The sequence below is a fragment of the Collinsella tanakaei YIT 12063 genome (genome assembly GCF_000225705.1).
GTDB classification, from domain to species: Bacteria; Actinomycetota; Coriobacteriia; order Coriobacteriales; family Coriobacteriaceae; genus Collinsella; species Collinsella tanakaei.
In genome coordinates, this window is the sequence record NZ_JH126469.1 from 22,366 (window position 1) to 44,536 (window position 22,171).

Here is a 22,171-nt window from a genome sequence, read left to right on the forward strand (position 1 = left end):
GACCCGGTGGGCGCAGCGTGAAAGCCACCCCTGCGGTTTTTTAGCCGGTGATCTTGTGCCTTCTGTTTCTGCTGCTCGCCGATGACATGGGCAGCACCTCGCCCATATCGATGAGGTTTCGAATGCGGTTGCGCACTTGGTTGACGTTCATGCCGGTGAGATCCTGCAGTTGCTGCGTGCTTAGCCCCATATTCGATGAGGCAGTCCTTGATGTACTGCTCGCCCAGCTTGGCGCTTATTCGCCGTGTACCGGGGATTGGCTTCTGGTCCACGTTACCGATGCCTTCGATTTTTGGGTTCATGCTTGCGCCCGGCCTGTGCAGAATAACCTTGAACTGGTCGAGTCCCGGGCGGAAATGAGCACCGCACTGGGCCTTTTCATGTTGATATGCCTTGCTGGATGCGTGGTAGATGGGGAGGGCGCATGCGGTTCTTACGGATAATTGCATCGATTTTAGATTTAGGCGAGTAGCCAGGATTTTTGGATGCCATTTCCGCAGGCAATGGCTAACCCACCATTCTGGTGTACAAAGGAAAACTCAGAATTGATGCAATTATCCTCAAGAACTGCGCAAGGGAGGGCTATGCCTGCAGCCTGCGGCAGATCTCGCAGATGCCCTTGAGCGTGAGCTGCTGGTCGATCACGTCGAACACGTTGGTGCATGCCGCGACCAATCCGGCGAGGCCCCCGGTGGCGATGACGCGCGCGGACGGCTCGCCCAGCTCATCTTTGATGCGCGCGACCAGGCCTTCTGCCATGGCGGCGGCTCCTACCACGGTGCCGCTGCGAACCGCCTCGACGGTGTTGCGGCCAATGGTGTGCTGCGGGGCCTCGAGCGAGATGCTGGAGAGCTTGGCGGCGCGCGCGGTGAGGGCGTCCATGGAGATGCGGATGCCGGGGGCGATGGCGCCGCCGATGTAGTAGCCGCGCGGGTCAACCACGTCCACGTTGGTGGCGGTGCCAAAGTCCACCACAATAGCGGGCGCGCCGTAGAGGGCCTCAGCCGCCACGGCGTTGGCGATGCGGTCGGCCCCCACCTCTGCGGGGTTGGGGGCGTCTACCTTGGTGACCATCTGCGTGTCCGGGCCCACCTGGATCATGCGCACGCCCAGCTGGGTGGCCACGGCGCGCCACTCGCGCGTGAGCTGCGGAACCACGCCGGCAAAGCAGATGGTGTCCACGCAAGAAAGCGCGAGGCCGCTCATCTGGAAGTAGCCCAGCAAGCGGACCAGGATCTCGTCCTTAGTAAAGGTGCGGTCCGTGGGCATGCGCCAAGATTGGAGCAGCTGGTCTTGGTCAAAAAGGCCCAGGGCGGTCTGCGTGTTTCCCATGTCGATAGCGAGCAGCATATGTGTCTCCAGCCTGTGGCTAAGCTATGCCCGTGACCGTGAATCACGAGCGTGTGATAACGTGACTTGCAGCGCTCATTGTATACTGAGACATTGCATATACTGCCAGATAACTGCATGTGGAGAGACAATATGAACAAGTCTGCAAAGCGTCGCCTTGTGGTGGTTGGCGGCATTGTGGTCATTGCCATGCTGGTGATCGTTGCGATCGCCGGGTCGGGTGGCTCTGCCAGCTCGCTTTCTATCGCCGACGTGCTGGGCGGCAACTATGACGGCAAGAAGGTCCAGGTCTCCGGTGCCGTGGTGGCCGACTCGCTAACCAGCGAGGGTTCCACCGCGGTGTTCAAGATCGCGCCCGAGGGCGTTGACGCGGCCGATTCCGAGCAGGCACTTACCGTTCAATACAACGGCGCCCTGCCCGCGACCTTTGGCACCGGCGTGGTGGCCATCTGCACCGGCACCGTGGACGGTAAGACCCTTGAGGCGTCCGAGATGGTGACCAAGTGCCCGTCCAAGTATGAGAGCGCCGAGGGCTCGTTGACCGTCAAGGGACTGCTTGACCAGCAGGATTCCATGATGTTCAAGGACACCAAGGTGTGCGGCTACGTCAAGGGCGAGATCAACGACGCTCAGGCGGACTTCCGTTTCACCATCGAGTCTCAGGGCGAGACCCTAAAGGTTGTGTACGACGGCGGCCTGGACGAGGCCATCACCGACGGTACCGCCCTGGTGATCTCCGGTCACCTGGATTCCGACGGCGTCTTTGTTGCGACCGAGCAGCCGTCCATCGACTCGTCCATTAAGGTGTAACGCCATCCCATACCGTTTTGGCGCCCCGTGTCGCGTGTGCGAGCGGGGCGCATCTACGTGCATGCTAGTGTGCACGCCAACGTATTATCAATCCCAAAGGAGATACGCGTATGATTCCAACCCTTGGTAACGGGCTGCAAGTCTTTGCGATGGTGCTGTCGCTGCTAAGCGCTGCGGTGCTGATTGGCGCCACCAAGGCTCGCGGGCTTGAGAGCGGCCGCCGCGAGTCGCTGATCAACGCCGGCTACCTTATGGTGTTTGGCACCACCATCGCCCTCACGTTGTGCATCGTCATCATTCTGGTGTGCTTTGTGACCAGCAACTTTAGCCTGGCGTACGTGGTGAGCAACTATCCCAATACGGATAGCGCACTCAAGCCCCTGTACGAGGTATCCGCCGTGTGGGCGGGTCGCCAGGGATCGCTTCTGCTGTGGACCTGGCTCATCTCCGTCTTTACCAGCGTGGTCGCATGGCGTCGCATGCGCGTGACGGACGACCTCTCCAACGCCGCCCTGGGCGTGGCGCAGATCATCGTGGCGCTGTTCGCGGCGACCCTGGTGTTCTCCGATTCCAACAATCCCTTCATGGCGACCGCGCCGGAGTTCCTCAACGCCGACGGCACCCTTGCCGGCACCATTGGCGGCATGAACCCGCTGTTGATGCATTGGGCCATGATCTTGCATCCGCCCGCGACCTTTATAGGCTACGCCGGCATGACCCTGCCGTTCGCCTACGCCATGGCGGCCCTTATTTGCGGCGACATGTCCGCCCGCTGGGTCGAGCTGTGCGACCGCATCGCCGTGTTCAGCTTCATCTTCCTCACCATTGGCATGGCGCTGGGCGCCGTGTGGGCCTACGTGGTGCTGGGCTGGGGCGGCTTCTGGGCGTGGGACGCCGTGGAGAACGCGAGCCTCATGAGCTGGCTCACCGGCGTGGCCATGATCCACAGCTTCACCCTGTACCGCAAGCGCGGCTGCTTCAAGCGCTGGAGCATGTTCAGCGCCACCATCACGTTCATCTTTGTTGTTCTGGGCACCTTCATCACTCGTTCCGGTCTTGTGCAGTCCGTCCACGCCTTTGCGGAGGACCCCGTCTCCACGTATTTCTTCCTCGCCATCATGGTTGCGGCGGGCATGGCGTTCCTTATCGGCATCCTGTATCGCCACGGTCAGATTGTGGAGGACGATGAGATCGAGTCGCTGCTCTCCAAGAACGGCTCGTACTACATCACCAACCTGGTGATGTGCGTATCCGCCGTGCTGGTGGCCTACCTTACGGTCTCCAGCGCGCTGCCCACGTGGATGCCCCTGGGCGGCAGCGTGATCGCGGCGGGCGCCTTCAACGCGGTCGCCCGTCCGGTGGGAACGCTGTTCTGCCTGCTTATGGCCGTGTGCCCCATGCTTGGCTGGCGCAAGACCGATGGCGCCGCCTTCGCTCGCAACATGCGCGTGCCTGCAATCGCGGGCGCGGTGGTGTTTGCGGGGCTGATGTTCTTGTTCGTCACCAAGTTTGTCCCTGAGTACGATGCCATCGTCACCGCGGGCGGTGCTGCCGCCACCGCGCTGACCGAGCAGGGCCCCAAGGTGTACTACTTCGCCCTGACCGTGCTCGCGTTTGCCACGGCGTCGCTGCTGCTTACCAGTAGCGCTTACCTGCTTGTTCGTGGCGTCTCCGTCCGCATGCGCAACAAGGGCGAGAACCCCGTTGTGGCGCTTGCCCAGCTGTTCCGCCACTCGCCCGCGCAGGCTGGCGGGTACCTGACCCATCTTGGCGTCGCGGTTGTGCTGGTTGGCCTGGTGGGATCTTCCATGTACGTGCAGGAGCAGACGCTTAATCTGTCCGCGGACCAGGGCCAGGGCGGCCAGGTGGGCTCCTACGTGCTCACCGTGACGGGCACGCGCGAGTACACGGATTCCGCGTCCGACATGTTTAAGGAAGTACAGCTCTCTGTGACCGATGCCGCGACCGGCCGCGAGCTGGGCACGCTTGCGCCCTCCATGGAGGTGAGCGCCACCAACTCCGGCCAGCAGACCCTGCACGCCGGCGTGCTGAGCTTTCCGCTGGAAGACCTGTTTGTGGCGTTCCAGGGCCTTAACGCGGACGGCACGCTTTCCATCAACGTGAAGATCAACCCGTTGATCATGCTCAACTGGATTGGCGCCGGCATCTCTATCGTGGGCATCATCCTGGCGTTCGCCCCGCGCCGTGCCACGCCGCTGCTGGCTGCGGATGAACGCGCTGCCGCTGAGGGTGCCGGGCGCGCGGCGGGCAAGGCGGGCCGCGGCCGGTCCTCGTCCAAAAAGGCAAAGGGGGCGAAGCACCGTGGCTAGTGCCGGGGCTGGTACCGTGTCTGGTGCCGTGGCTGGTGCTGTGCCTGGTGCCGGGGCTTTGGGGGCTTCCGGTGGCAGCGAGTTGGCGATCGACGCGCGCGGCCTGGTGAAGCAGTTTGGGTCGCGCCGCGGCCTGGACGGCGTTGATTTGCAACTGCCTGCGGGGGCGTTCTTGTCGATCTTTGGTCCCAACGGCGCGGGCAAGACCACGCTGCTGCGCATGCTGGCGCTGCTCTCCCGGCCCACGCGCGGGTCGCTTACCATGCTGGGAGTCGACGCTTTGGAGGAGCCGGACGCGCTGCGCTCGCGCGTTGGGCTGATCTCGCACAAGTCCATGCTGTACGGGGATTTGACCGCGCGGGAGAACCTGGAGTTCTTTAGCTCGCTGTACCCGGGCGGGCCGGATTGCGCGCGCATCGACGAGTTGCTGCGCTTGGTTGAGCTGGACCATCGCCGCAACGACCCCGTGCGCACCTTTTCGCGCGGCATGCAGCAGAGGCTGTCCATCGCTCGCGCGCTGGTGAACGATCCCGACCTGGTGCTTTTGGATGAGCCGTATTCCGGCTTGGATCCTCACGCGGCGGAGCTGTTCGACCAGCTTATCGACCGTGTTCGCGACGGGCGCACCTTTGTGATGGTGAGCCATGACCTGCAGAAGGGTTATGAGATGTGCACCCACGCGCTCATTTTGGCTCGGGGCCAGGTGGTGGTGTGCGCCGAGCGCGCTCAGATTGACGCCGCGGCGTTTCGCGACCTGTATCTGGCGACTGTTGGCGTGGGGGTGGCGTGATGGCGCGCGTGCAGAAAAAACTCGTCCAGAAAAAGCAGGCGCAAAGCAAGTTTGTCCAATACAAGGCCCTGCTCATGAAAGACGTGAGGCAGGAACTGCGCACGCGCGAGATGCTTACGTCCATGGTGGTCTACGCGCTGCTGGTATTGACCATCTACGGCGCGGCGCTGGCGCAGGTGGGCGATAAGCTGCAGGTGGTCTCCTTCGCCGGAGGCCTGCTGTGGGCGCTCATCATCTTTACCAGCCTGCTGGGGCTGAACCGCAGCTTTAGCCATGAGACGGAATCGGGCTGCCTGGAGGGCATTTTGCTGGCGCCCGTGGACCGTGCGGTGGTGTTTCTGGCCAAGGCGACCAGCAACCTGCTGTTCTTGGTCGCGGTCGAGGTTGTGGTAATCCCGCTGTTCTTTTTGTTCTTCTTGTCCGGTGCGCAGCTGGCGGCCACTACGCCCATGATCGCGCTGCCGCTGCTGGTGGGCACGGTGGGCGTGGCAGGCGTGGGCACGCTGCTCTCGACCATGACCATCGATACGCGTGGGCGCGACGTGTTGCTGGCGATTCTGTTCATTCCCGTGGCGTTTCCGCTGCTCTATGCGTGCGTCTCTGCGACTACCGTGGCGTTTATGGGGGTCGAGGGCACGTTTGGAACGTTTTGGAGCTCGTGCGGCATGGCCGCGGCGTACGACGTGATCATGATCGCGGCTGCTTGGGGCCTGTACGAGTTCGCGTTGGACGCGTAAGGGCATTGCGGGTGCTGCGGGCGCGAGGACTGTTGGTGCGGTTGGCGCTCTGTTGTGCTTGGTTTGATACGGCGTTGTCCCTTTCGGGCGGCGCCGTTTTTTCTAGCGCTTCTCGTCCCGGGCCTCTTCTGTTTCCGAGGCATCCGCACTCTCATTAGAGGGCTTCTCGTCCGTAGAGTTCTCGTCCGTAGAGTTCTCGTCCGTTGCTTTGGTTGTCGCAGGTTTAGGAAAGAGGGCGTTCCACAGGCTGGTTCGGCGCGCTTCGAAATCATCGATTTGGATATGAATGGGGCGCCCTTGGATCCGCGCCAAGCGCATCATCGCGATATGGAAGAGCTTGGGGTCTCTCAGCTCTTTACTTGTGATGTTTACGACGCTGACGCCAAGGGCCTCGAGTTCGTTGGTTCGCCGGGAATCTTCTTGCATCGCTTTTGCGGAGGCGTGGTGGAGCGTGCTGCCATATTCAACGTCGACTTTTCCAATCTCAAGGTACACGTCGCAACGGCGCAGGCCGCTTGTTCCGTCTACAAGGTAATCCATGTGTAGGGGGCCTCGATTGTATCCTCCCAAGCGATAGGGGAGGCGCATGACGATTGCCATCTTTGCCTCCTCGGGAGATCGGGCGTTGTCAGCGACGTACCGGAGTGCCTTGAGCGCGATGCCCGCCCCGCGGATGTGACGGTTTGCCTGGGCAAAGTTGGTGAGCTTTTCGACCGTGGTCAGCGGAGATCTAGGTGCTGCGACGGTCTTGAAGGCCGTTTTTCCCTGCTGTACCTCGTCCTCATATTTTGGATTTGGAACAATGGCGTACCAGCCGCAAAGCTCAAATCCCAACTGCAATCGTTGGATGAACGTAAGCCTGCTGCATATGGAGACGTAGAAGTGCTCTATGGAAAGCCCTGTTACGCCCGCACCGAAATCGATGAATTGCTCAACCCCTTTGGGTTCGACGTATCGATGGAACACGATATTTTTGATATGCGGCCGCTTTGCATCCTTTGGAAGAACGATATGCAGGCGGGGCGATGTGGCACCGCAGCTCCTGATTCGCTTGATTGCCGTGGGTCCGTACGTGTTGCCAGCGGGTATGGACAGCTGAGTCTCCTTTGATTGGACAGACCCGGCTGTTCCTGGCGCGGCGAGGGCGCGAAGGCATTCAAGTTCCGTTATGTCGCTTACACAAATATCCATGCACATACCGTAGCGCATGCAAGTGGGTGGGTAGGGGGCCGGAAGAAGAAAAGTGGAACGCTGTCTTTCAAAAGTATTACAGGAATCTATCAAGCGCTGGTAGGGGCGCGAGTGCTGCGAGTTGCGCTGGGGGTTGCCCGGTTTTTTAAGGGCGGTGGCCGGGTCCGTGCGGCTTGGTGGGGCTTGCCGCGTGGTTTTACTTGCGTTTTGGCGCGGTCCTGTCTGCGGTCTTGCCCGCGCGCTGTTTTTGGCCTCCGGTTTGACTTGGGGTCTCTGCTGAAAACAGGCTCCGTTTGCATCCGTCATCTACTTTTTGGGTCCAGTTGGACTTGACGATGCTGAAAATGCGGTCCAGTTGGACTTGGGCTCGGAAGGCCCCGAGGGGTCGTGAGAAAAAGCGCTGGATAGGAGCCCGGAGCACCAGGCTCCCGGCGGCGCCAAGTTTAACTGGAGGTCATTTTTAGCGTCGGAGGTAAACTGGAGCCCGTTTTCAGCAGAACGCCAAGTCCAACTGGAGCCCGTTTTCAGCAGAACGCCAAGTCCAACCGGACCGCGTTTTCAGCAGTGGCCCGCGTGCGGCCGACGAGGAGCCCATACTGGGAGTGCGCGCGGACGCGAGAAGGGGCGAATAGCAGAGAAGGAGGGGTGCAAGGCCCCTCCTTCTCACGTGAAGCTATGTTCCGCGTGGCTTGAACGCGTGGTCCGGGCGCGGGGTCCGGGCGCGGGGCCCGAAGTGCGTGCTAGATCAGGCCAAACTTGATCGCGCTCGAGAGCAGGGCGGCCATCATGCCGCGCGAGCAGTTGACGTCGGGTTGGATCTGGCGCCCGCCATCGACGTCGACGCCGTTGATAAGCTCTTTGTTGATGCACCAGGCGACGGACTTGCGCGCCCACGAGCTGGTCTTGTCCGCATCAGGCATGGCTTCGAACTTGGTCATGTCGACGTTTTCCACCTCGTCCTCAGAAGCGAGGATGTTGGCGAAGATGCAGCACAGTTGCTCGCGCGTAAGGGGCTGGCCAACGCCAAAGACCTCGTCCGAGAAACCGTTGATGTAACCCTTGTCATATGCCCAGTTGACGCCGACGGTGTACCAGTCGTCCAGGACGTCTTTGTGAGGGGCGCGTGGTGCAGAGGTGTCGCTCTTGCCCAGGTAGTTGTAGAACACGGCGGCGGCCTGCTCGCGCAGGAGGTCGTTGTTGGGACCAAAGGTGCCGGTGCCGTCGTCGTAGCCGTGCATGATGCCGCGGCGGGTGATGTCGAGCACGGCGTCGTAGAACCAGTCGTCCGGCTTGACGTCGGGGAACTGGGCGGCGTCGATGATATTTTGCAGCTCGACCAGGGCGGCCGCGACGTTGAGGGCGCCGTGGCTACCGCTCAGTTCGCTTCGGTCGTTTTCGGCGTCCACCACGGGCTCGGCGGTGGCGTAGAGGGCCTGGCATACCTGGTCAACGGTGGCGTCCGGGTTTTGGGCAAACATCAGCGCGGCGGCGGCAGAGACCATGGGCGACGCCATGGACGTGCCGGTCATGCGGTTGTACTTGCCGTACTTGACGTTGCCGATGGTGGTGTCGCGCGGGTAGGTAGACCAGATGGATGCGCCGGGTGCGGAGATGTCCTTGGCCTTGTTGTAGTCCGAGAACGCCACGTTTGAACCGGTGGGGGTGAGGGCCGTAACGGCGATGCACTCCTCAAAGTCCGCGGGGTAGATGTTCTCGGTATAGGCGGTGTCGACCTTGTTGCCGTTGCCGGCGGCGCACACGGTGGCGATGCGGTAGTCGTTGCGGGCGGTGCGGATGGTTTCCTCAAGCAGGCGGTCGTTGATGTCGCTGCCGTAGTAGCCCAGGCTCATATTGATAACGTGCAGGTTGTCAACGGCGCCGGAGCTCACCAGCGTCATGATGTACTGGTACGCGGAGATGATCGCGGTGGTGTTGGACTTGGGCGAGGCGTCGTCGCTAAAGACCTTGACGGGCAGGATTTTCGCGTTGTAAGAACCGCCGGCGATGCCGATGGAGTTGTTGGCGGTCGCGGCGATGATGCCCGCGACGTGCGTGCCGTGACCCACGTTGTCGCCGTCACCGGTAAGGGCCTTGTTGTAGTAAGAGTCCCATGCAAGCGAGGTTAGGACGTTCGCCTTGAGGTCGTCATGGTTCAGCATCACGCCGGAGTCCAGCACGGCGACGGTGACATCGGCGTCCGCCTTGGCCATGTTCCACGCCTCGACAAAGTGGGACGAGTACAGGTAGTACTGGTTGGGGTCCTCGTCCGGATTAGAGTTCTTGGCCCAGGGATCGTTGGGCATTTGGTCGACGGCCAAGGTGGACACCTCGCTGGCGGACGTCGCGGCGCGGGCGGCGTCGGTGCTTGCGGCAGAGGCCAGCGGCTCGTCGATCACGGGCTCGATGAGGTTGTACACGTAGTTGAGCTGGGCGGATTCAACGCTGTCCAGCTCAAGGGCGTCTTCAAGCGCCTCCTGGTCAGAGACTCCCTGCTCTGGCTGCACTTCAAGGGCGATGTCGCCGTCGGCGGTGGTGATCTGCTGGGTCACGTTCAGGCCTGCTTGGTCAAGCTCTTGGAATGTGGACGAGGAGTCGAGCATGGAGATGTCGCCGTTTGCGCGCCCGTCGCCCAGGGACTGCAGTTCGCGTTCCGCTGTGTTTGTCAGCGTAACGATGACGCCGTCGGTCTCGGGCGAGGTGGATGCCTGGCCTGCAGCGGCTGAGGCAGCGGTTGAGGGGGCTGCGGCTGCCGCGCCGGTGCCTCCGTTGTCCGCGCGCGCGGAGAGCGGCGCCAGGCCAATGCTCAGGGCGAGCGCGGCGGTCGCAAGGAGGCGGATGTGGGTGAATTGCTTCATACGGTACTCCTAAAAGTGGCAAGCTCAAGGCAAGTAAAAGCAGCGTGCAATTAGGATTATTGTAGCAACATTAGCCTTTTAAGCGCCCTTGCGAACAGGGATTGACGTGCGGGTGCAACCCGGCGCGACTGCGACCCGGCATGCCGCCTGCAAAGCGGGTCTTCGAAACGCTCGACACGTTTCGGTATCGCAACGCAGGACGAATCGGCTACCATAGGGAACGTTCTTATATATATGAGAGGGGAGAGATACGTGAGAGGGGAGAGAACGTTGCAATCAAAGGCAGATAGGCTCGTCCCAATACTGCTGGTACTTGGTGCGCTGCTTACCGCAGTCGACGTAGCATGGACCTTTACCCTGGCGCCGCTGGTGCAGGGCGCGGTTCTGTCCGAGCCCACTGTGATCGCGGGGCAGGTTGTCACCACCAAGCTGTTGCTGAGCCAAAAGATCTTCTACCTGCACGTGCCGGTGGCGATCGCGTCGTTCGCGATCATGTTCTTTGTGGCGTACTACGGCGTGAGGTTCTTGATGACCAAGGATCGCAAGTACGACCTTCGTTCGCAGACCGCGGCGCAGGTTACGTTGGTGTTTATCATCGCCACCATGGTTTCCGGTGATCTGTGGACCCGCTTTGAGTGGGGCGTGTGGTGGGTGTGGGAGCCGCGGCTTACCACGTACTTCATCTTGATGTTGCTGGTCATTGGCTACTTTATCCTGCGCAACGCCATCGAGGACCCGGAGCGCCGCGCCCGCTTCTGCGCGGTCTTTGGCATTGTGGCGTTCATCGATGCGCCCATCTCGTTCCTCATCACGCGCATGGTGCCCTCGTCGATTCACCCCGTGGTGTTCCGCACGGACAGCGGCCTGCCGCCCATGATGCTCATTCCGTTTTTGCTGGGCCTGTTTGGCATGCTCATGATCGGGTTCGCCCTGTACCGTTACGCGCTGCGCGTCCATACGGATGCGCTAGTGGTGGACGAGCTTAAAGAACAGCTGGAAGAAATGGACGCCCGCTCTACCCGCGTTGCCGCGGACGATGCCCTGGCACGCCTACGCGCCGCCGCCAGCTCTGTCGCCCCCGCTGTAGCCGACGCCTCGCCCGCAGCTCCTGCCGCGTCTTCCGGCTCGACTGCTGCGGCCCTTGACTCGGCGTCCGCGACCGCCAGCCCCGCCCATTCCGCATCTTTGGAGGACTAGCCATGGATTCCATCTTGTCCGAGGTCTACTCGACCGTACTGCCCGCCGCCCCCTACGTGCTGGCCGCCTACATTGGCATTTGGCTGGTTTTGTTCATCTTTGTCCTGGCGCTGTGGCGTAAATCCAAGCGCACCAGCGAAGACATCGAAGCCCTCAAGCAGGCGCTCGAGGACCGCAAAGACAGCCAGCGCTAGCACTCAAGCAGCGTTAACAACAAGCAAAGCGCCGGTCGCGCGGATCCCCGTGGGGGAGCGCGGCCGGCGCTTTTATATTAAGTGCGTGGACGATGAGCGTATCTGGACGATGAACTGCTGAGTGGAGGGTTTCCGGGCGCAAGAGCGTTTGACTAAAGCTTTTCGCCCCTCAGCGCGACTGCCGCCAGTCGCAGCCGCTACTTGGCGTTGCCGGCGGCGTCGTTTGCCGCCTTGAGCTCCTCTCCCTTGCGGTTAAGGTCCTCGATGGCGCGATCGACAAAATCGGCGAACTGCTGGATCTCCTCGTCCGAAAAATCATCAAAGCAATCAATGTCGCCGTGTCTGTCAACGCGCTTGCGTCCCGCATCCGTTATGGAAACGGAAAGCGTGTGAGCGCCGGCGCCCGTGGCTTCGCGCGTAATGTATCCGGCACGCTCGAGCTTGACCAGCATCTCGCCAAGCGATTGCGGCGTGATGCCCAGGCGCGAGCTCATGGTGCGCTGCGGCATGTCGCCGGTCTCTGCGAGCACGGAGAGCACGCGGCCCTGGCCCGTGATGGGGTTGGCTGCGATGTCGCCGGTCTGGCGGCGCAGCGCGTTGTGCCACTTCTGTATGGCTCGCTGGAGCTCCGCGAGCTTAAGGAGCAGCTCTTGGCGACTTGTTTGTTGAGTGCTCTCTGGCGTTTGCTGGGACAAGGTCGGCCTCCGAAAGGATGGTTACGAATGTTGCTATTTTCTAGCAACATTATCGATAATAGCGTGGCGCGAAGCGATATGGTTTGAAAACAGGATAAAACCTGACACATTTAAGCAAATTAAGGGATATATGAAGGAAATGTAAAGACCACTCACGGGTTTTAATTCACGCAAGATTTCTCTTGCTTTGGATGAGAAGCCTGCGTAATATACTTTCTTGCGCACACGGTGCGTCCAGACATTGCGGGGTGGAGCAGTCTGGTAGCTCGCCGGGCTCATAACCCGGAGGTCGTAGGTTCAAATCCTGCCCCCGCGACCAAGAACTTGCAGCTCGTCGGCTTAGTCGGCGAGCTTTTTTCATGCGTATTGATTGGGTGCCTTTTGGGTGTTAAGGCCATGGGCGCTCGAGCTACCCGATTTCGTTTTACGAGAGCCGGCTCGGGACGGCGCTTTCTCCGGTGCGTGGCGTGACTTGTTGGGTCACTTGGGTGATGAATCATGCTGTAAAGCGACAATGTCGCGACAGGAAAACGACGCTGTCGCATTGAGGATTGCGATGGCATCTCGCCGTACTCATAACGTGGAGGTTGCAGGCTCAAATCCTGCTCCTTCGATCAGGAACTTGCAGCTCGGAGATCTAACGGTCTCCGAGCTTTTTCGCATTCGTGCTACGCGCGGGGCCATATCCCTTTCAATGACCTTTTCAACAGATGAGGCGCTCTCAAGAAGGGTGTTGCTATTAGAAGAATGTGGCCATGAAATTACAAAGAGCGATGCGTAATGGCCGGAACCTCATGCAAATAGCGGCCATCTATGCGTGGCAAAGCGCAGGTTGGGCGTGCGAGCCATGCCGCAACGAGGCTCCCGGCCAAGGCCATCATGCCTCGCGGCTCGGGAGGGCTTGCGGTTGGGAGGCCCCGTCGGTCGCCGCGTACACCGCATCGCGCAGAAAGCGAGCGGCACCTTCTCCGCAAGGTCCGTCATAGTAGGCGGTAAAGCGCTCGTCCGCTACGTACATGTCCGCCATGTTGCGGTGCGCCTGCGCAGAGTAGATGCCGTCCGGCCAAAACGCGCGCAGCCAGGTCGCGTGCATCTGCGCCAGGCGCCGGGCCGCGGCATCGGCTGGGTCGCCCTGCTCCATCGCGCGAGAGAGCTGCTTTAAAATCTCCTCGCCCAGCTCATTGACGTCATCCCATTCTTGCTGATCCATCTGCAACAGCTTCTCATTGGCGGCATTCACGGTTTTGTCGCCGTACCTAGCACGAACCTCCTGGCCGTACACGCGCTCGTTCTCGTCCACGGCTTGCTGCTTCAAGGCCTCAAACTTCTGCCTGTCGCTCTGCTGCTTGCCCAACTTGTTCTGGTTCTTCATGTCGCGGTGCCCTTCTAATCGGTCGATGGTATTTTCCACGGTGAGGATAAGCTGGTCTAACTCATGGCGCCTGCGGTGCAGGGCGGAGAGGTGCTCGCGCATAGCGGACGCCTGATCGCGGCCATCCGCATCCAGAAGCGTCGCGATGTTCGCCAGCTCAATGCCAAGGCCTCGGAAGATCAGGATCTGCTGCAGGCGCTCGACGTCCGCTGGGCGATATACGCGGTAGCCGTTTTCACGCCGCGCCGGCACTAGCAGGCCAATCTGGTCGTAATGGTGGAGCGTCCGCACGCTCACTCCGCTGATGCGCGCCAGCTGCGCGGGCGTGTAGCCGCCGCCGTGAAGCTCGCCGCCCCCGTCGACGTTGCTACCGTTATGGCGAGCGGCGTCGTAATCCTCAAAGTTCCCAATCATGGCGTTACCTCCTTGCTATGGCAGTATGCGCTATGACGCGGCGAAAGGGTCAAGGCTTGCGCAAAAGTTTGTCCGCACGAATAGCTACCATATAAGTAAGTTATATCCGCACGCGCCACATTGGTGCGGGCAAGCGCGTTCAAGAAGCTTCAAGGGGGCGTCTTATGGGTTTGGGGGACGATATTTTCAAGCGCACGTTCGACAACTTTTTTTACGAGGAACAAGGGCGCGATACGCATGCAGCGGGCGGCAGCAACAGCGATCTTGGTTGCGGCAGCGTTCTCATGGCGATGGTGCTGATCATAGGTGCCATCGTGATCGGGTTCATGCTGATCATCTGGTTCCTGGAGAGCAGGGGCTAGGGGGTCCGCGTCCAACAACCCCCATCCTTCCACGTACGAGTCCATCCGTGGTCCCACCTGCGACCCTGCCTGCGCGCCCGTCCGCGTGCCCGACCGCGATTGCGTCTGCGAGCCGGGGGCTACCAGCGGCAGATGCGTTGCAATAAACCCCTATTCCAGAGGATAGAATGATGCAAGTGTGCACACGCCGCGGCGGGTCCTCCGCTGCGGATTTCGGGAAGGAATCAACATGAAGCGCGTTTTTGGTGTCGACCTGGGCGGCACAACCATCAAGTTCTCCATCATTGACCAAGCTGGCAATTTCATCGACCGTTGGGCCATCCCTACCAATACGGAGAATGGCGGCGCGAGCATTCCGGGCGACATCATCGAGTCCCTTAAGAGCAAGATGGCGACCCTGTTCGAGCGCGGCGAGACCATCGAAGCCATTGGCGTGGGTGTCCCCGGCCCCGTGAATGGCGACGTCGTGGAAGTCGCCGTCAACCTTGGTTGGAACAACATGCCCCTGGGCCACCTGCTGCAGGAGGGCACGGGCCTGCCCGTCACCCTGCTCAACGACGCTAACGCAGCGGCGCTGGGCGAAGCCTGGATGGGCGGCGACTCCGCGTTCCGTGCCAGCACGGTTGTCTTTGTGACGCTGGGCACCGGCGTGGGCGGCGGCGTTATCGTGGACGGCAAGGTTCTCAACGGCCAGCACGGCTGCGCGGGCGAGGTTGGCCACATGCCCGTTATGGCGGCGGATACCCGCCAGTGCGGTTGCGGAAAAACCAACTGCCTTGAGTGCTACTGCTCTGCCACCGGTTTTGTGAAGACCGCCAATGATCTCTATGAGGCGGCCGGCGACACGCGCGCCTACACCGAGGGCAAGGACGTTTTTGACCAGGTGGCTGCGGGCGATGAGATCGCCATCCAAGCGCGCGATATCACGGTTGATTATCTCGCGCGCGGCTTGGCGGCGATCATGAGCACCGTCGACCCGCAGGAGGTCATTGTGGGTGGCGGCCTGTCGCATGCGGGCGATTTGCTTATGGGGCCCTTGGCAGAGAAGTTGGACGAGTACGTGTTCCCCGGCACGCGCGGCAAGTACGTGCTGCGTCGCGCCACGCTTGGCAACGACGCGGGTGCTCTGGGCGCAGCCTTCCAAGCGTTCCAGATGCTTGCGGCGGGTGCTGGCGAGCAGATGATCTAAGGCGTCTGGCTTCGCGGTGAAGTTCTGCGGTGCCTCCGTAAAACGCTGAGACTGACATTTCATTCGCAGTCGTTATTGTTGCTGCCATCTACGTGAAAAAGCCCGGGTGCTCATTGCCTTTATAAGTGAGTGCCCGGGCTTGTTGTGTAACGTAGCCGCATGCTGCTGGCTTGCCGCCATATGGGGTAACGCGGAATTTGCCTCTTTAAGGGCAGGGAAGGTCGCCGTGGTCCTTATGCGCCACACTGATTAAAATGATATAAATCTGAAAGAATATGCATATCATGAGAACGGTTACAGATGGCTCTATGATTATCTACTGGTATGTAACCAGTAATACCAAGTTGTTATTTATGCAGGTACAATGTTGTAAACATATTATCTGGTAGGTACCAGTGAGCAACCGTTTGGCGCTAATTTGGAACCGTTTGCCTATGGAATTAATTGTATTTTCCTTTCCTTCTGTAGGATGTGCACGTTCTATATGGGTGGATTTTATCTAACGGATGTCAGCGACTTCTTTCTCCAAAGTTTTGCTTTGCACGCTAGGGGGACATCCAAAAATCCCAAACATGGAAAGGGAGGTATGGATGAAGAAGTCTAGGTTGGCTTCAGCTGCCGTTGCGGCGGTTGTGGTTGGAGCCATCGGTTTCTCCGTCCCCGCGTTTGCGGCGTCCGGATATGGCGCCGTTAACGTGGAAAAGAACGACAACGTCGTAACCATCGGTAACGACGCTCTGTCTCGTACGTTTAGCATCAAAGACAACAAGCTGAAGCCTGGCAAGATCGACAACAAGCTTGCGGGTAAGGGCACTGCTTTCGATCCTCAAAGCGGTTCCGAAGAGTTTGTCATTCAGCAAATGGTGACCGCCGAGCGCCTGGAGCCCAAGCCGGGTGACCTGACCAGCATCATGCCTGGTGCTTCTTCTGTTCGTGTGGAGGTTGGTTCATCGACTTCAGGCGAAGGGGCTTCTGCTGCGAACGCTATCGATGGAGATGCAGACACGTACTGGTGTTCAAGCGAGGAGGCCTCGAATCTCGATGGCCAGTATCTGCTAATTGATTTCGGGTCGAATAAGTCCGTCAAAAAAGTCGAATACACTCCGCGATGCGATGCGACCGAAAAATATGACTGCACGGGACGTATTCTTGAGTATGTTCTTGAGTATTGGAACGGCTCGGAATGGGCAGAGGCTAAAAAGGGTTCTTTCTCCAGCGAAAAAGAGGTCGGGAAACAGACGATCGAGCTGGAAAATGAGGTAAAGACTACCAAGCTGCGCCTTCGTGCAACAAGCAGCTACCATTGGCAAAATGAGAATCGAAACAAGGCGATGAACGTCGCTGAGCTTGATGCTTTCGATGCAAAGGGTTCGTCTCTTGTTAGGGGTCAGGCTGCAGAGGCTTGGGAGATAAAGGCGTCCTCCAATCAGCCTGGCGACGGCAGCGGGCCGAGTGCGCTTATCGACGGAAAGACCAATACGTATTGGCATTCCGGCTATCAGGCGGGCAATGAGGGCACAGTTAACAAGATGCCCGTTGATGTGACTATCGACCGCGGCGATGCGGGCAAGAATGTTGCGTTCCAGACTATCGGCTATACGGGCCGACAGGCTACAAATGGCGCAAACACCAACGGTAACGCAAAGAAGTTTGAGGTTTACGCTTCGAACGATGAGGGCAAGCTTTTCGAGAAAGAGAACAAGAAGGGCTCTTTCAAAGTTAACTATGCCGGTGCTTACGATGGCTCAAATCCCAAGATGATCTACTTCGGCCTCAACGAAAAGGTCGAAGATGCTCGCTACGTCGGCATTCGCTTCACTGAGGGCACTGGTGGTTCCTTCGCCGCCGGTTCCGAAATCGCTCTCTACGATGGTAAATTCACCTCTGTTCCCGAGTCGGACAAGGGTGCTATCAAGGCAAGCGATCTTGAGATTGAAAACGTTGAGATCGGAGAGGCCGAAGGCGAATCCGGTAAGATGGTGACCTTCGATTTCAAGCCGTTCCAGTTCGGATCCGACGCCGATGCTGAGCTTGAGATGAAGGTCGTCATGAACGATGGCGATCACTACATGCGCAAGTGGCTCGAGCTCAAGACTGACGACGAGGATACCCGCATCAGCTATATCGATGGCGAGCATCTTGCCGTTGATGAGGGCGAGAAGGACTGGACTGTCCCCAACACGCAGGGCATCGTGGCTATGGAGGCTGCTAAGGCGGTTCTTGGTCAGCCGTTCTACGTCAACGGAATGTTCTTCGGATCTGAATTCCCCGAGACGGACACGCAGATTGTCGAAGAAATGGGTCGTTCTCGCTATTGGACTGGCAAGAACTTTGCTGATTTCAAGCGCGATAATCAGCTGACAAAAGACGGCGAATATGTGACCTGGCAGACCGTTTGTGGCGCCACGCATGATGACGGCGATGACATGAACGTCATCCAGGCAGACTTCTTCGATTACATCGATGATATTTCCAAGCCCAGCGAGTTCCGCATCCAGTACAACTCCTGGTTCGACAACATGATGTTCATCGATGACGAGAACATCATCGAATCCTTCAAGGCTGTTGATAAGCAGCTTTCTGAGACCGGCGTTCGTCCGCTCGAGTCCTATGTTGTGGATGACGGCTGGAACAACTATCGTCCGGCCGAGGGGCAGTTGACCAGCGATGCCGATAATCGTAGGAACGGCGAGGGCATCAACAAAGATGGCTTCTGGACGTTTAATACTAAGTTCCCTCAGGGCCTTACGCCCTCCAGCAGCCTGGTGCAGAAGCTGGGCTCTAACTTCGGCGTTTGGATTGGTCCGCGCGGCGGCTACAACTATTACGGCGAACTTGCTGACATCATGACCAAAGCGGGCAAGGGCTCCAAGGCCGGCGGCTCTATCGATGTTGCTGACCAGCGCTATGTCACCGAGTTTGGCAACATGGCTGTCAAGTGGATGCAGGACTACGGTGTTAATTACTGGAAATGGGACGGCTTTGCTGACAATGGCCAGTATCATGCGTTCGCTTCCGGTGAGGATTATGCTGCATATAATGAGGAGCACCATCATATGGTGGGTGGTCCTAGCAACTTCTATCACTCTACCGACCTGTGGGAGAAGTGGATCGTTCTGTTCGAGCGCGTGTGGGAGACCGCCAGCGAGGAGGAGATCAACGATCTCTGGATTTCGCTGACCTGCTACGTCAACCCGAGCCCCTGGTTCCTCCAGTGGTCCAACTCCGTGTGGATGCAGTGCGTCGCTGACCGTGGCGAGCGCACCAATGGCACGCTTGATGACAAAATGAACGCCATGCTCACCTATCGTGATGGCGCGTATTGGGACTTTGTTAAGAATCACGAGTTCCAGTTCCCGCTGGCGAACATCTACAACCATGACCCCATCTACGGCAAGCAAGATACGGGCATCAACGCCGACTCCATGGATGGTGAGCAGTTCCGCAACTACCTGTATATGATGGGCACCCGCGGCACCGCATTCTGGGAGCTCTACTACTCCGATTCCATCTTCGATACGGAGAAGTACCTGGTTAACGCCGACTTCCTCAAGTGGGAAGAGGAGAACTTCGACATGCTTCGCAACGCGAAGATGTTCGGTGGCACCCCCTCTTCTACCGCGACGCTTTCTGGTGATCCTACCGGTGCTGCCGGTGAGCAGAACGCCTACGGCTTCGCTGGCTTCAACACTGCGGGCACCGAGGGCATCATCTCCATGCGTAACCCTGCCGCAACCACCAAGACCATCAAGTTCAAGCTGGACGAGAGCATCGGTGCAAAGGCCAATGGCACTTGGTTCCGTTCCATCGACCATTCTTATGGCCATAATGGTGCGAAGATCACCGAGTCCAAAGAGACTTATGCCGCCGGTGAAGAGGTGAGCATCGAGCTTCAGCCGGGTGAGGTCCAGATCTGGCATCTGTCTCAGAAGAAGGACACGACGGCCCCCGAACTCGAGAAGCTGTACGCTGAGAACAACAAGACTCTGCGCGTTCAGACCTCCGAGCATGTTCAGGGAGCCTCCTTCGAGGTGACCGTAGACAATGAGAAGGTCGCTCTGTCCGACGATGCTGTAAAGGCTTATGCCGATCTCAAGACCTTCGACATCACTCTGCCTAGGGCCTATAAGGACGGCGCTAAGGTCAAGGTTAAGGCCGTAGCCGGTGCCGATTCCGTTGGCAACAAAATTAAGGGTTCTGTCACTCGCGTTGCCTACACCGATGGTGTGGTTGTGTCCGCTGATTCCATCACCGACACTCAGATTTCCTCCGCCAAGCGCTCCGTTGAGGGCAAGAACGGCTTCTCCGTTGCTGCCATCGCTGAGACCGTGACCCCTGGTGCCACCGTTGCGCAGGGCAATGCCTGGAGTCTCTCCATCAACAACGACAGCAAGGTCGTCTTTACGGTTAACGGTGTCTCCGCCGTCTCCGATACTGTCGTTAAGGAGCTCTCCACCATCACCGGTGTTCGCGAGAACAATGGCATGCTGAAGGTCTACGTCAATGGCGAGATCTCCGGCAACGGTTACGACGCAAAGAAGACGCTCGATTACGGCGTGAAGGCAGCTGCCATCACCGTTTCCGATGCTTCCGCGTTCAGCAGCGTTAAGGTCTACGACAAGTCCCTGGGCTACGACGAGGTTCCGGCTTCTCCGCTGGCTGACCTTATCAAGACCGTCGAGGGCGTTAAGGACCGCGTTACCGGTGACTCCTGGACCAAGGCAGGCATGGACAGCCTGATCACTGCTGCAAAGGAAGCTCTCAAGAGCGATGCCGCTGCACAGAAGGTCGCTTACGAGGCTCTGCTTAAGGGTTATAAGTCTCTGATTCCTGGCCAGGGCGACACTTCTGCTAAGAACATCGCCAAGGGCATTGCTCCGACGGCTTCTTGGCTGCCCGGCAGCGATGAGACCAGCAGCGTTGTTAACGCTGGCTCCCCGCTGGCAAAGGCGACGGACGGTGCATACAACTCGAGCGAAAACGGACAGTATGCAATCTTTGGTAACGACGCTGCCAAAGAGCCTGCGTACATGCAGGTCGATTTGGGTGCCGAGTGCGTAATCAACGATGTCCAGCTTTGGCGCTATTGGAAGGACGGCAGGACCTATGCCGATACCGCTCTGGTTGTTTCCGACAGCGCGGACTTCGAGAGCAAGCAGGTTCTGTATTACTCCCACTCGGGTGAGGACAAGGATCCCTTCGGTCTCGATGTTGACGCTTCCGACGAGCTCTACGCAGAGACTTCCGCTGGGAAGAGCATCTTCACTGCGAACGGCGAGAAGGCTGTGACCGCCCGTTATATCCGTCTGTATGGCAATGGTAGGGTTGGAGACACTGGAGCCACTGGTGGTGATAACCACGTCATCGAGCTGCAGGTCAACGGCTACAAGAAAGCTGACCTCAAGGATCCGTACGGCATGGAGAAGCTCGAGGCCCTCATGGCTGATGCCAAGAAGGCTGTCGACAGCGGCAAGTACACTGATGCCTCAATTGCCAAGGTCAAGACCGCTCTCGACGTCCTCGAGCCCATGGTCGAGAAGATCAAGGCTGAGCAGAAGACTGGCAACTACACCCAGACCCTGGGTGAGGTGAGCGATGCCCGCGCCGCGCTTGAGCTGGCCATCAAGCAGCTTGAGACTCGTCCCGTCGCTCCCGCACCGGATCAGGGCGAGGACAAGGTGACGGTTGAGAAGCACCCCGACGGATCCCAGACCGTGACCACCACCACTAAGGACGGCACCAGCACCAAGGTGGACGTAGACGCCAAGGGCAACGTGACCGCTGTTGACGTGACCGTTTCCAAGGACGCGGCCAAGGACGGCTCCGTTACCCTGCCCATGGATGCTCTGGAGCAGACCTCGTCCAAAAAGGCGCCGGTCATCTCCGTTAAGGTTCCCGCTTCCGTGAACAAGGATTCCCAGCTTGTCGTGACCATTCCCGTTGCCAAGGACAAGGGTGACAAGACCGTCGATCCCGGCTTGGTTGTTGTGATGGTGGACAAGGGCGGCAAGGAGACCGTGCTGCCCAAGACCGCGGTGGGTGCAGACGGCGTGACCGTTGCCATTGACGGCAGCTGCGACCTTAAGGTTGTGGACAACGCCAAGAAGATGTCCGACGTGTCGGCTTCTGACTGGTTCGCCGAGGGCGTTGTTCCGTTTGCGACCGCCCGCGGCATTGTGAACGGCGTGGAGCTTGCGGACGGCACCCGCGTGTTCGATGGCTACGGCAAGACGTCGCGCGGCATGTTTGTGGCCATGCTCCACAACCTGGAACTCAACCCCAAGGCTGCCACCGAGGATAGCCTGGCCGATGTTCCGGCCGACGCGTTCTACGCTGGCGCTGCCGCATGGGGCGTTGAGAACGGGCTGCTTTCCGGCGTGGATATGCCCGATGGCTCCAAGCAGTTCCAGGGCAACGCCGACGTTACCCGCGAGCAGGTGGCCGTGTTCTTGATGCGCTACGCTGAGTACCTGGGTATGGATGTTTCCGCGCGTGCCAAGGTGGACTTCCCGGATGCTAACGAGCTTTCCGACTTCGCTAAGGTCGCCATGAGCTGGGCTGTGGCAGAGGGCTTGTTTACGGGCGATGACACCACGGGCGAGCTCAACCCCACCGACGGCGCCGCGCGCGCAGAGGTGGCGACCGTGCTGATGCGCTTCATCAACCTGATGTACGCGTAAGACCG

15 protein-coding genes and 1 tRNA gene are annotated in these 22,171 nt (G+C 59.4%); 10 read left to right on the top strand and 6 right to left on the bottom strand.

Annotation, left to right across the window (positions count from 1 at the left end; genetic code table 11):
- Window positions 1-40: 40 nt before the first annotated feature.
- Both HMPREF9452_RS11805 and HMPREF9452_RS05210 read right to left on the bottom strand, forming a co-directional pair.
- On the bottom strand, window positions 41-190 hold the full coding sequence (locus tag HMPREF9452_RS11805; protein WP_156786182.1) for a hypothetical protein: 150 nt from the start codon (window positions 188-190) through the stop codon (window positions 41-43).
- A 392-nt stretch (window positions 191-582) separates the two neighbouring features.
- On the bottom strand, window positions 583-1,350 hold the full coding sequence (locus HMPREF9452_RS05210) for a type III pantothenate kinase (protein ID WP_009141083.1): 768 nt from the start codon (window positions 1,348-1,350) through the stop codon (window positions 583-585).
- A 132-nt stretch (window positions 1,351-1,482) separates the two neighbouring features.
- Here HMPREF9452_RS05210 and HMPREF9452_RS05215 point away from each other — a divergent pair, with 132 nt between their 5' ends.
- From HMPREF9452_RS05215 to HMPREF9452_RS05230, 4 genes are all read left to right on the top strand, one after another.
- Entirely contained in the window at window positions 1,483-2,160 is a 678-nt protein-coding gene (locus HMPREF9452_RS05215; protein ID WP_009141084.1) for a cytochrome c maturation protein CcmE domain-containing protein, read from the top strand.
- Window positions 2,161-2,270: 110 nt separating this feature from the next.
- On the top strand, window positions 2,271-4,490 hold the full coding sequence (locus tag HMPREF9452_RS05220; RefSeq protein ID WP_009141085.1) for a heme lyase CcmF/NrfE family subunit: 2,220 nt from the start codon (window positions 2,271-2,273) through the stop codon (window positions 4,488-4,490).
- Entirely contained in the window at window positions 4,483-5,280 is a 798-nt protein-coding gene (locus HMPREF9452_RS05225) for an ABC transporter ATP-binding protein (protein WP_009141086.1), read from the top strand. The genes HMPREF9452_RS05220 and HMPREF9452_RS05225 overlap by 8 nt, the downstream gene beginning before the upstream one ends.
- A complete protein-coding gene (locus HMPREF9452_RS05230; RefSeq protein ID WP_009141087.1) occupies window positions 5,280-6,017 on the top strand; it encodes a heme exporter protein CcmB in 738 nt (245 codons plus the stop codon). The genes HMPREF9452_RS05225 and HMPREF9452_RS05230 overlap by 1 nt, the downstream gene beginning before the upstream one ends.
- 102 nt (window positions 6,018-6,119) lie before the next feature.
- On the opposite strand, the gene HMPREF9452_RS05235 is transcribed toward HMPREF9452_RS05230, so the two are convergent.
- Together HMPREF9452_RS05235 and HMPREF9452_RS11285 are read right to left on the bottom strand one after the other, a co-directional pair.
- Entirely contained in the window at window positions 6,120-6,983 is an 864-nt protein-coding gene (locus tag HMPREF9452_RS05235; protein WP_187116500.1) for a PDDEXK family nuclease, read from the bottom strand.
- 965 nt (window positions 6,984-7,948) lie between these two features.
- Window positions 7,949-10,063: a S8 family peptidase gene (locus HMPREF9452_RS11285; protein ID WP_009141089.1), complete on the bottom strand. Its 2,115-nt coding sequence runs from the start codon at window positions 10,061-10,063 to the stop codon at window positions 7,949-7,951.
- Window positions 10,064-10,333: 270 nt separating this feature from the next.
- On the opposite strand from HMPREF9452_RS11285, the gene ccsA reads away from it, so the two are divergent.
- Both ccsA and HMPREF9452_RS05250 read left to right on the top strand, forming a co-directional pair.
- Window positions 10,334-11,260: a cytochrome c biogenesis protein gene (gene ccsA, locus HMPREF9452_RS05245; protein ID WP_232205027.1), complete on the top strand. Its 927-nt coding sequence runs from the start codon at window positions 10,334-10,336 to the stop codon at window positions 11,258-11,260.
- Window positions 11,261-11,262: 2 nt separating this feature from the next.
- Complete coding sequence (locus tag HMPREF9452_RS05250) at window positions 11,263-11,454, top strand: heme exporter protein CcmD (RefSeq protein ID WP_009141091.1); 192 nt, start codon at window positions 11,263-11,265, stop codon at window positions 11,452-11,454.
- A gap of 197 nt (window positions 11,455-11,651) precedes the next feature.
- On the opposite strand, the gene HMPREF9452_RS11290 is transcribed toward HMPREF9452_RS05250, so the two are convergent.
- A complete protein-coding gene (locus HMPREF9452_RS11290; RefSeq protein ID WP_009141092.1) occupies window positions 11,652-12,149 on the bottom strand; it encodes a MarR family winged helix-turn-helix transcriptional regulator in 498 nt (165 codons plus the stop codon).
- 242 nt (window positions 12,150-12,391) lie between these two features.
- On the opposite strand from HMPREF9452_RS11290, the gene HMPREF9452_RS05260 reads away from it, so the two are divergent.
- Window positions 12,392-12,468 (top strand) — tRNA-Met (locus HMPREF9452_RS05260).
- A 558-nt stretch (window positions 12,469-13,026) separates the two neighbouring features.
- Here the strand turns inward: HMPREF9452_RS05260 and HMPREF9452_RS05265 are convergent.
- A complete protein-coding gene (locus tag HMPREF9452_RS05265; RefSeq protein WP_009141093.1) occupies window positions 13,027-13,935 on the bottom strand; it encodes a MerR family transcriptional regulator in 909 nt (302 codons plus the stop codon).
- Between the two features lie 164 nt (window positions 13,936-14,099).
- Between HMPREF9452_RS05265 and HMPREF9452_RS05270 the strand changes: the two genes are divergently transcribed.
- From HMPREF9452_RS05270 to HMPREF9452_RS11295, 3 genes are all read left to right on the top strand, one after another.
- Window positions 14,100-14,297: a hypothetical protein gene (locus HMPREF9452_RS05270; protein WP_009141094.1), complete on the top strand. Its 198-nt coding sequence runs from the start codon at window positions 14,100-14,102 to the stop codon at window positions 14,295-14,297.
- A gap of 229 nt (window positions 14,298-14,526) precedes the next feature.
- Complete coding sequence (locus HMPREF9452_RS05275; RefSeq protein ID WP_009141095.1) at window positions 14,527-15,486, top strand: ROK family protein; 960 nt, start codon at window positions 14,527-14,529, stop codon at window positions 15,484-15,486.
- Window positions 15,487-16,076: 590 nt separating this feature from the next.
- A complete protein-coding gene (locus tag HMPREF9452_RS11295; protein ID WP_009141096.1) occupies window positions 16,077-22,166 on the top strand; it encodes a discoidin domain-containing protein in 6,090 nt (2,029 codons plus the stop codon).
- Window positions 22,167-22,171: the final 5 nt, after the last annotated feature.

What these genes read in the sequence shown, in the direction of transcription:
- HMPREF9452_RS11285 (WP_009141089.1), bottom strand. Translation starts at nt 10,063, where the DNA reads ATGAAGCAATTCACCCACATCCGCCTCCTTGCGACCGCCGCGCTCGCC.
- HMPREF9452_RS05270 (WP_009141094.1), top strand. Translation starts at nt 14,100, where the DNA reads ATGGGTTTGGGGGACGATATTTTCAAGCGCACGTTCGACAACTTTTTT.
- HMPREF9452_RS05250 (WP_009141091.1), top strand. Translation starts at nt 11,263, where the DNA reads ATGGATTCCATCTTGTCCGAGGTCTACTCGACCGTACTGCCCGCCGCC.
- HMPREF9452_RS11805 (WP_156786182.1), bottom strand. Translation starts at nt 190, where the DNA reads ATGGGGCTAAGCACGCAGCAACTGCAGGATCTCACCGGCATGAACGTC.
- HMPREF9452_RS11295 (WP_009141096.1), top strand. Translation starts at nt 16,077, where the DNA reads ATGAAGAAGTCTAGGTTGGCTTCAGCTGCCGTTGCGGCGGTTGTGGTT.
- HMPREF9452_RS05220 (WP_009141085.1), top strand. Translation starts at nt 2,271, where the DNA reads ATGATTCCAACCCTTGGTAACGGGCTGCAAGTCTTTGCGATGGTGCTG.
- HMPREF9452_RS05230 (WP_009141087.1), top strand. Translation starts at nt 5,280, where the DNA reads ATGGCGCGCGTGCAGAAAAAACTCGTCCAGAAAAAGCAGGCGCAAAGC.
- HMPREF9452_RS05215 (WP_009141084.1), top strand. Translation starts at nt 1,483, where the DNA reads ATGAACAAGTCTGCAAAGCGTCGCCTTGTGGTGGTTGGCGGCATTGTG.
- HMPREF9452_RS05210 (WP_009141083.1), bottom strand. Translation starts at nt 1,350, where the DNA reads ATGCTGCTCGCTATCGACATGGGAAACACGCAGACCGCCCTGGGCCTT.
- HMPREF9452_RS05275 (WP_009141095.1), top strand. Translation starts at nt 14,527, where the DNA reads ATGAAGCGCGTTTTTGGTGTCGACCTGGGCGGCACAACCATCAAGTTC.
- HMPREF9452_RS05265 (WP_009141093.1), bottom strand. Translation starts at nt 13,935, where the DNA reads ATGATTGGGAACTTTGAGGATTACGACGCCGCTCGCCATAACGGTAGC.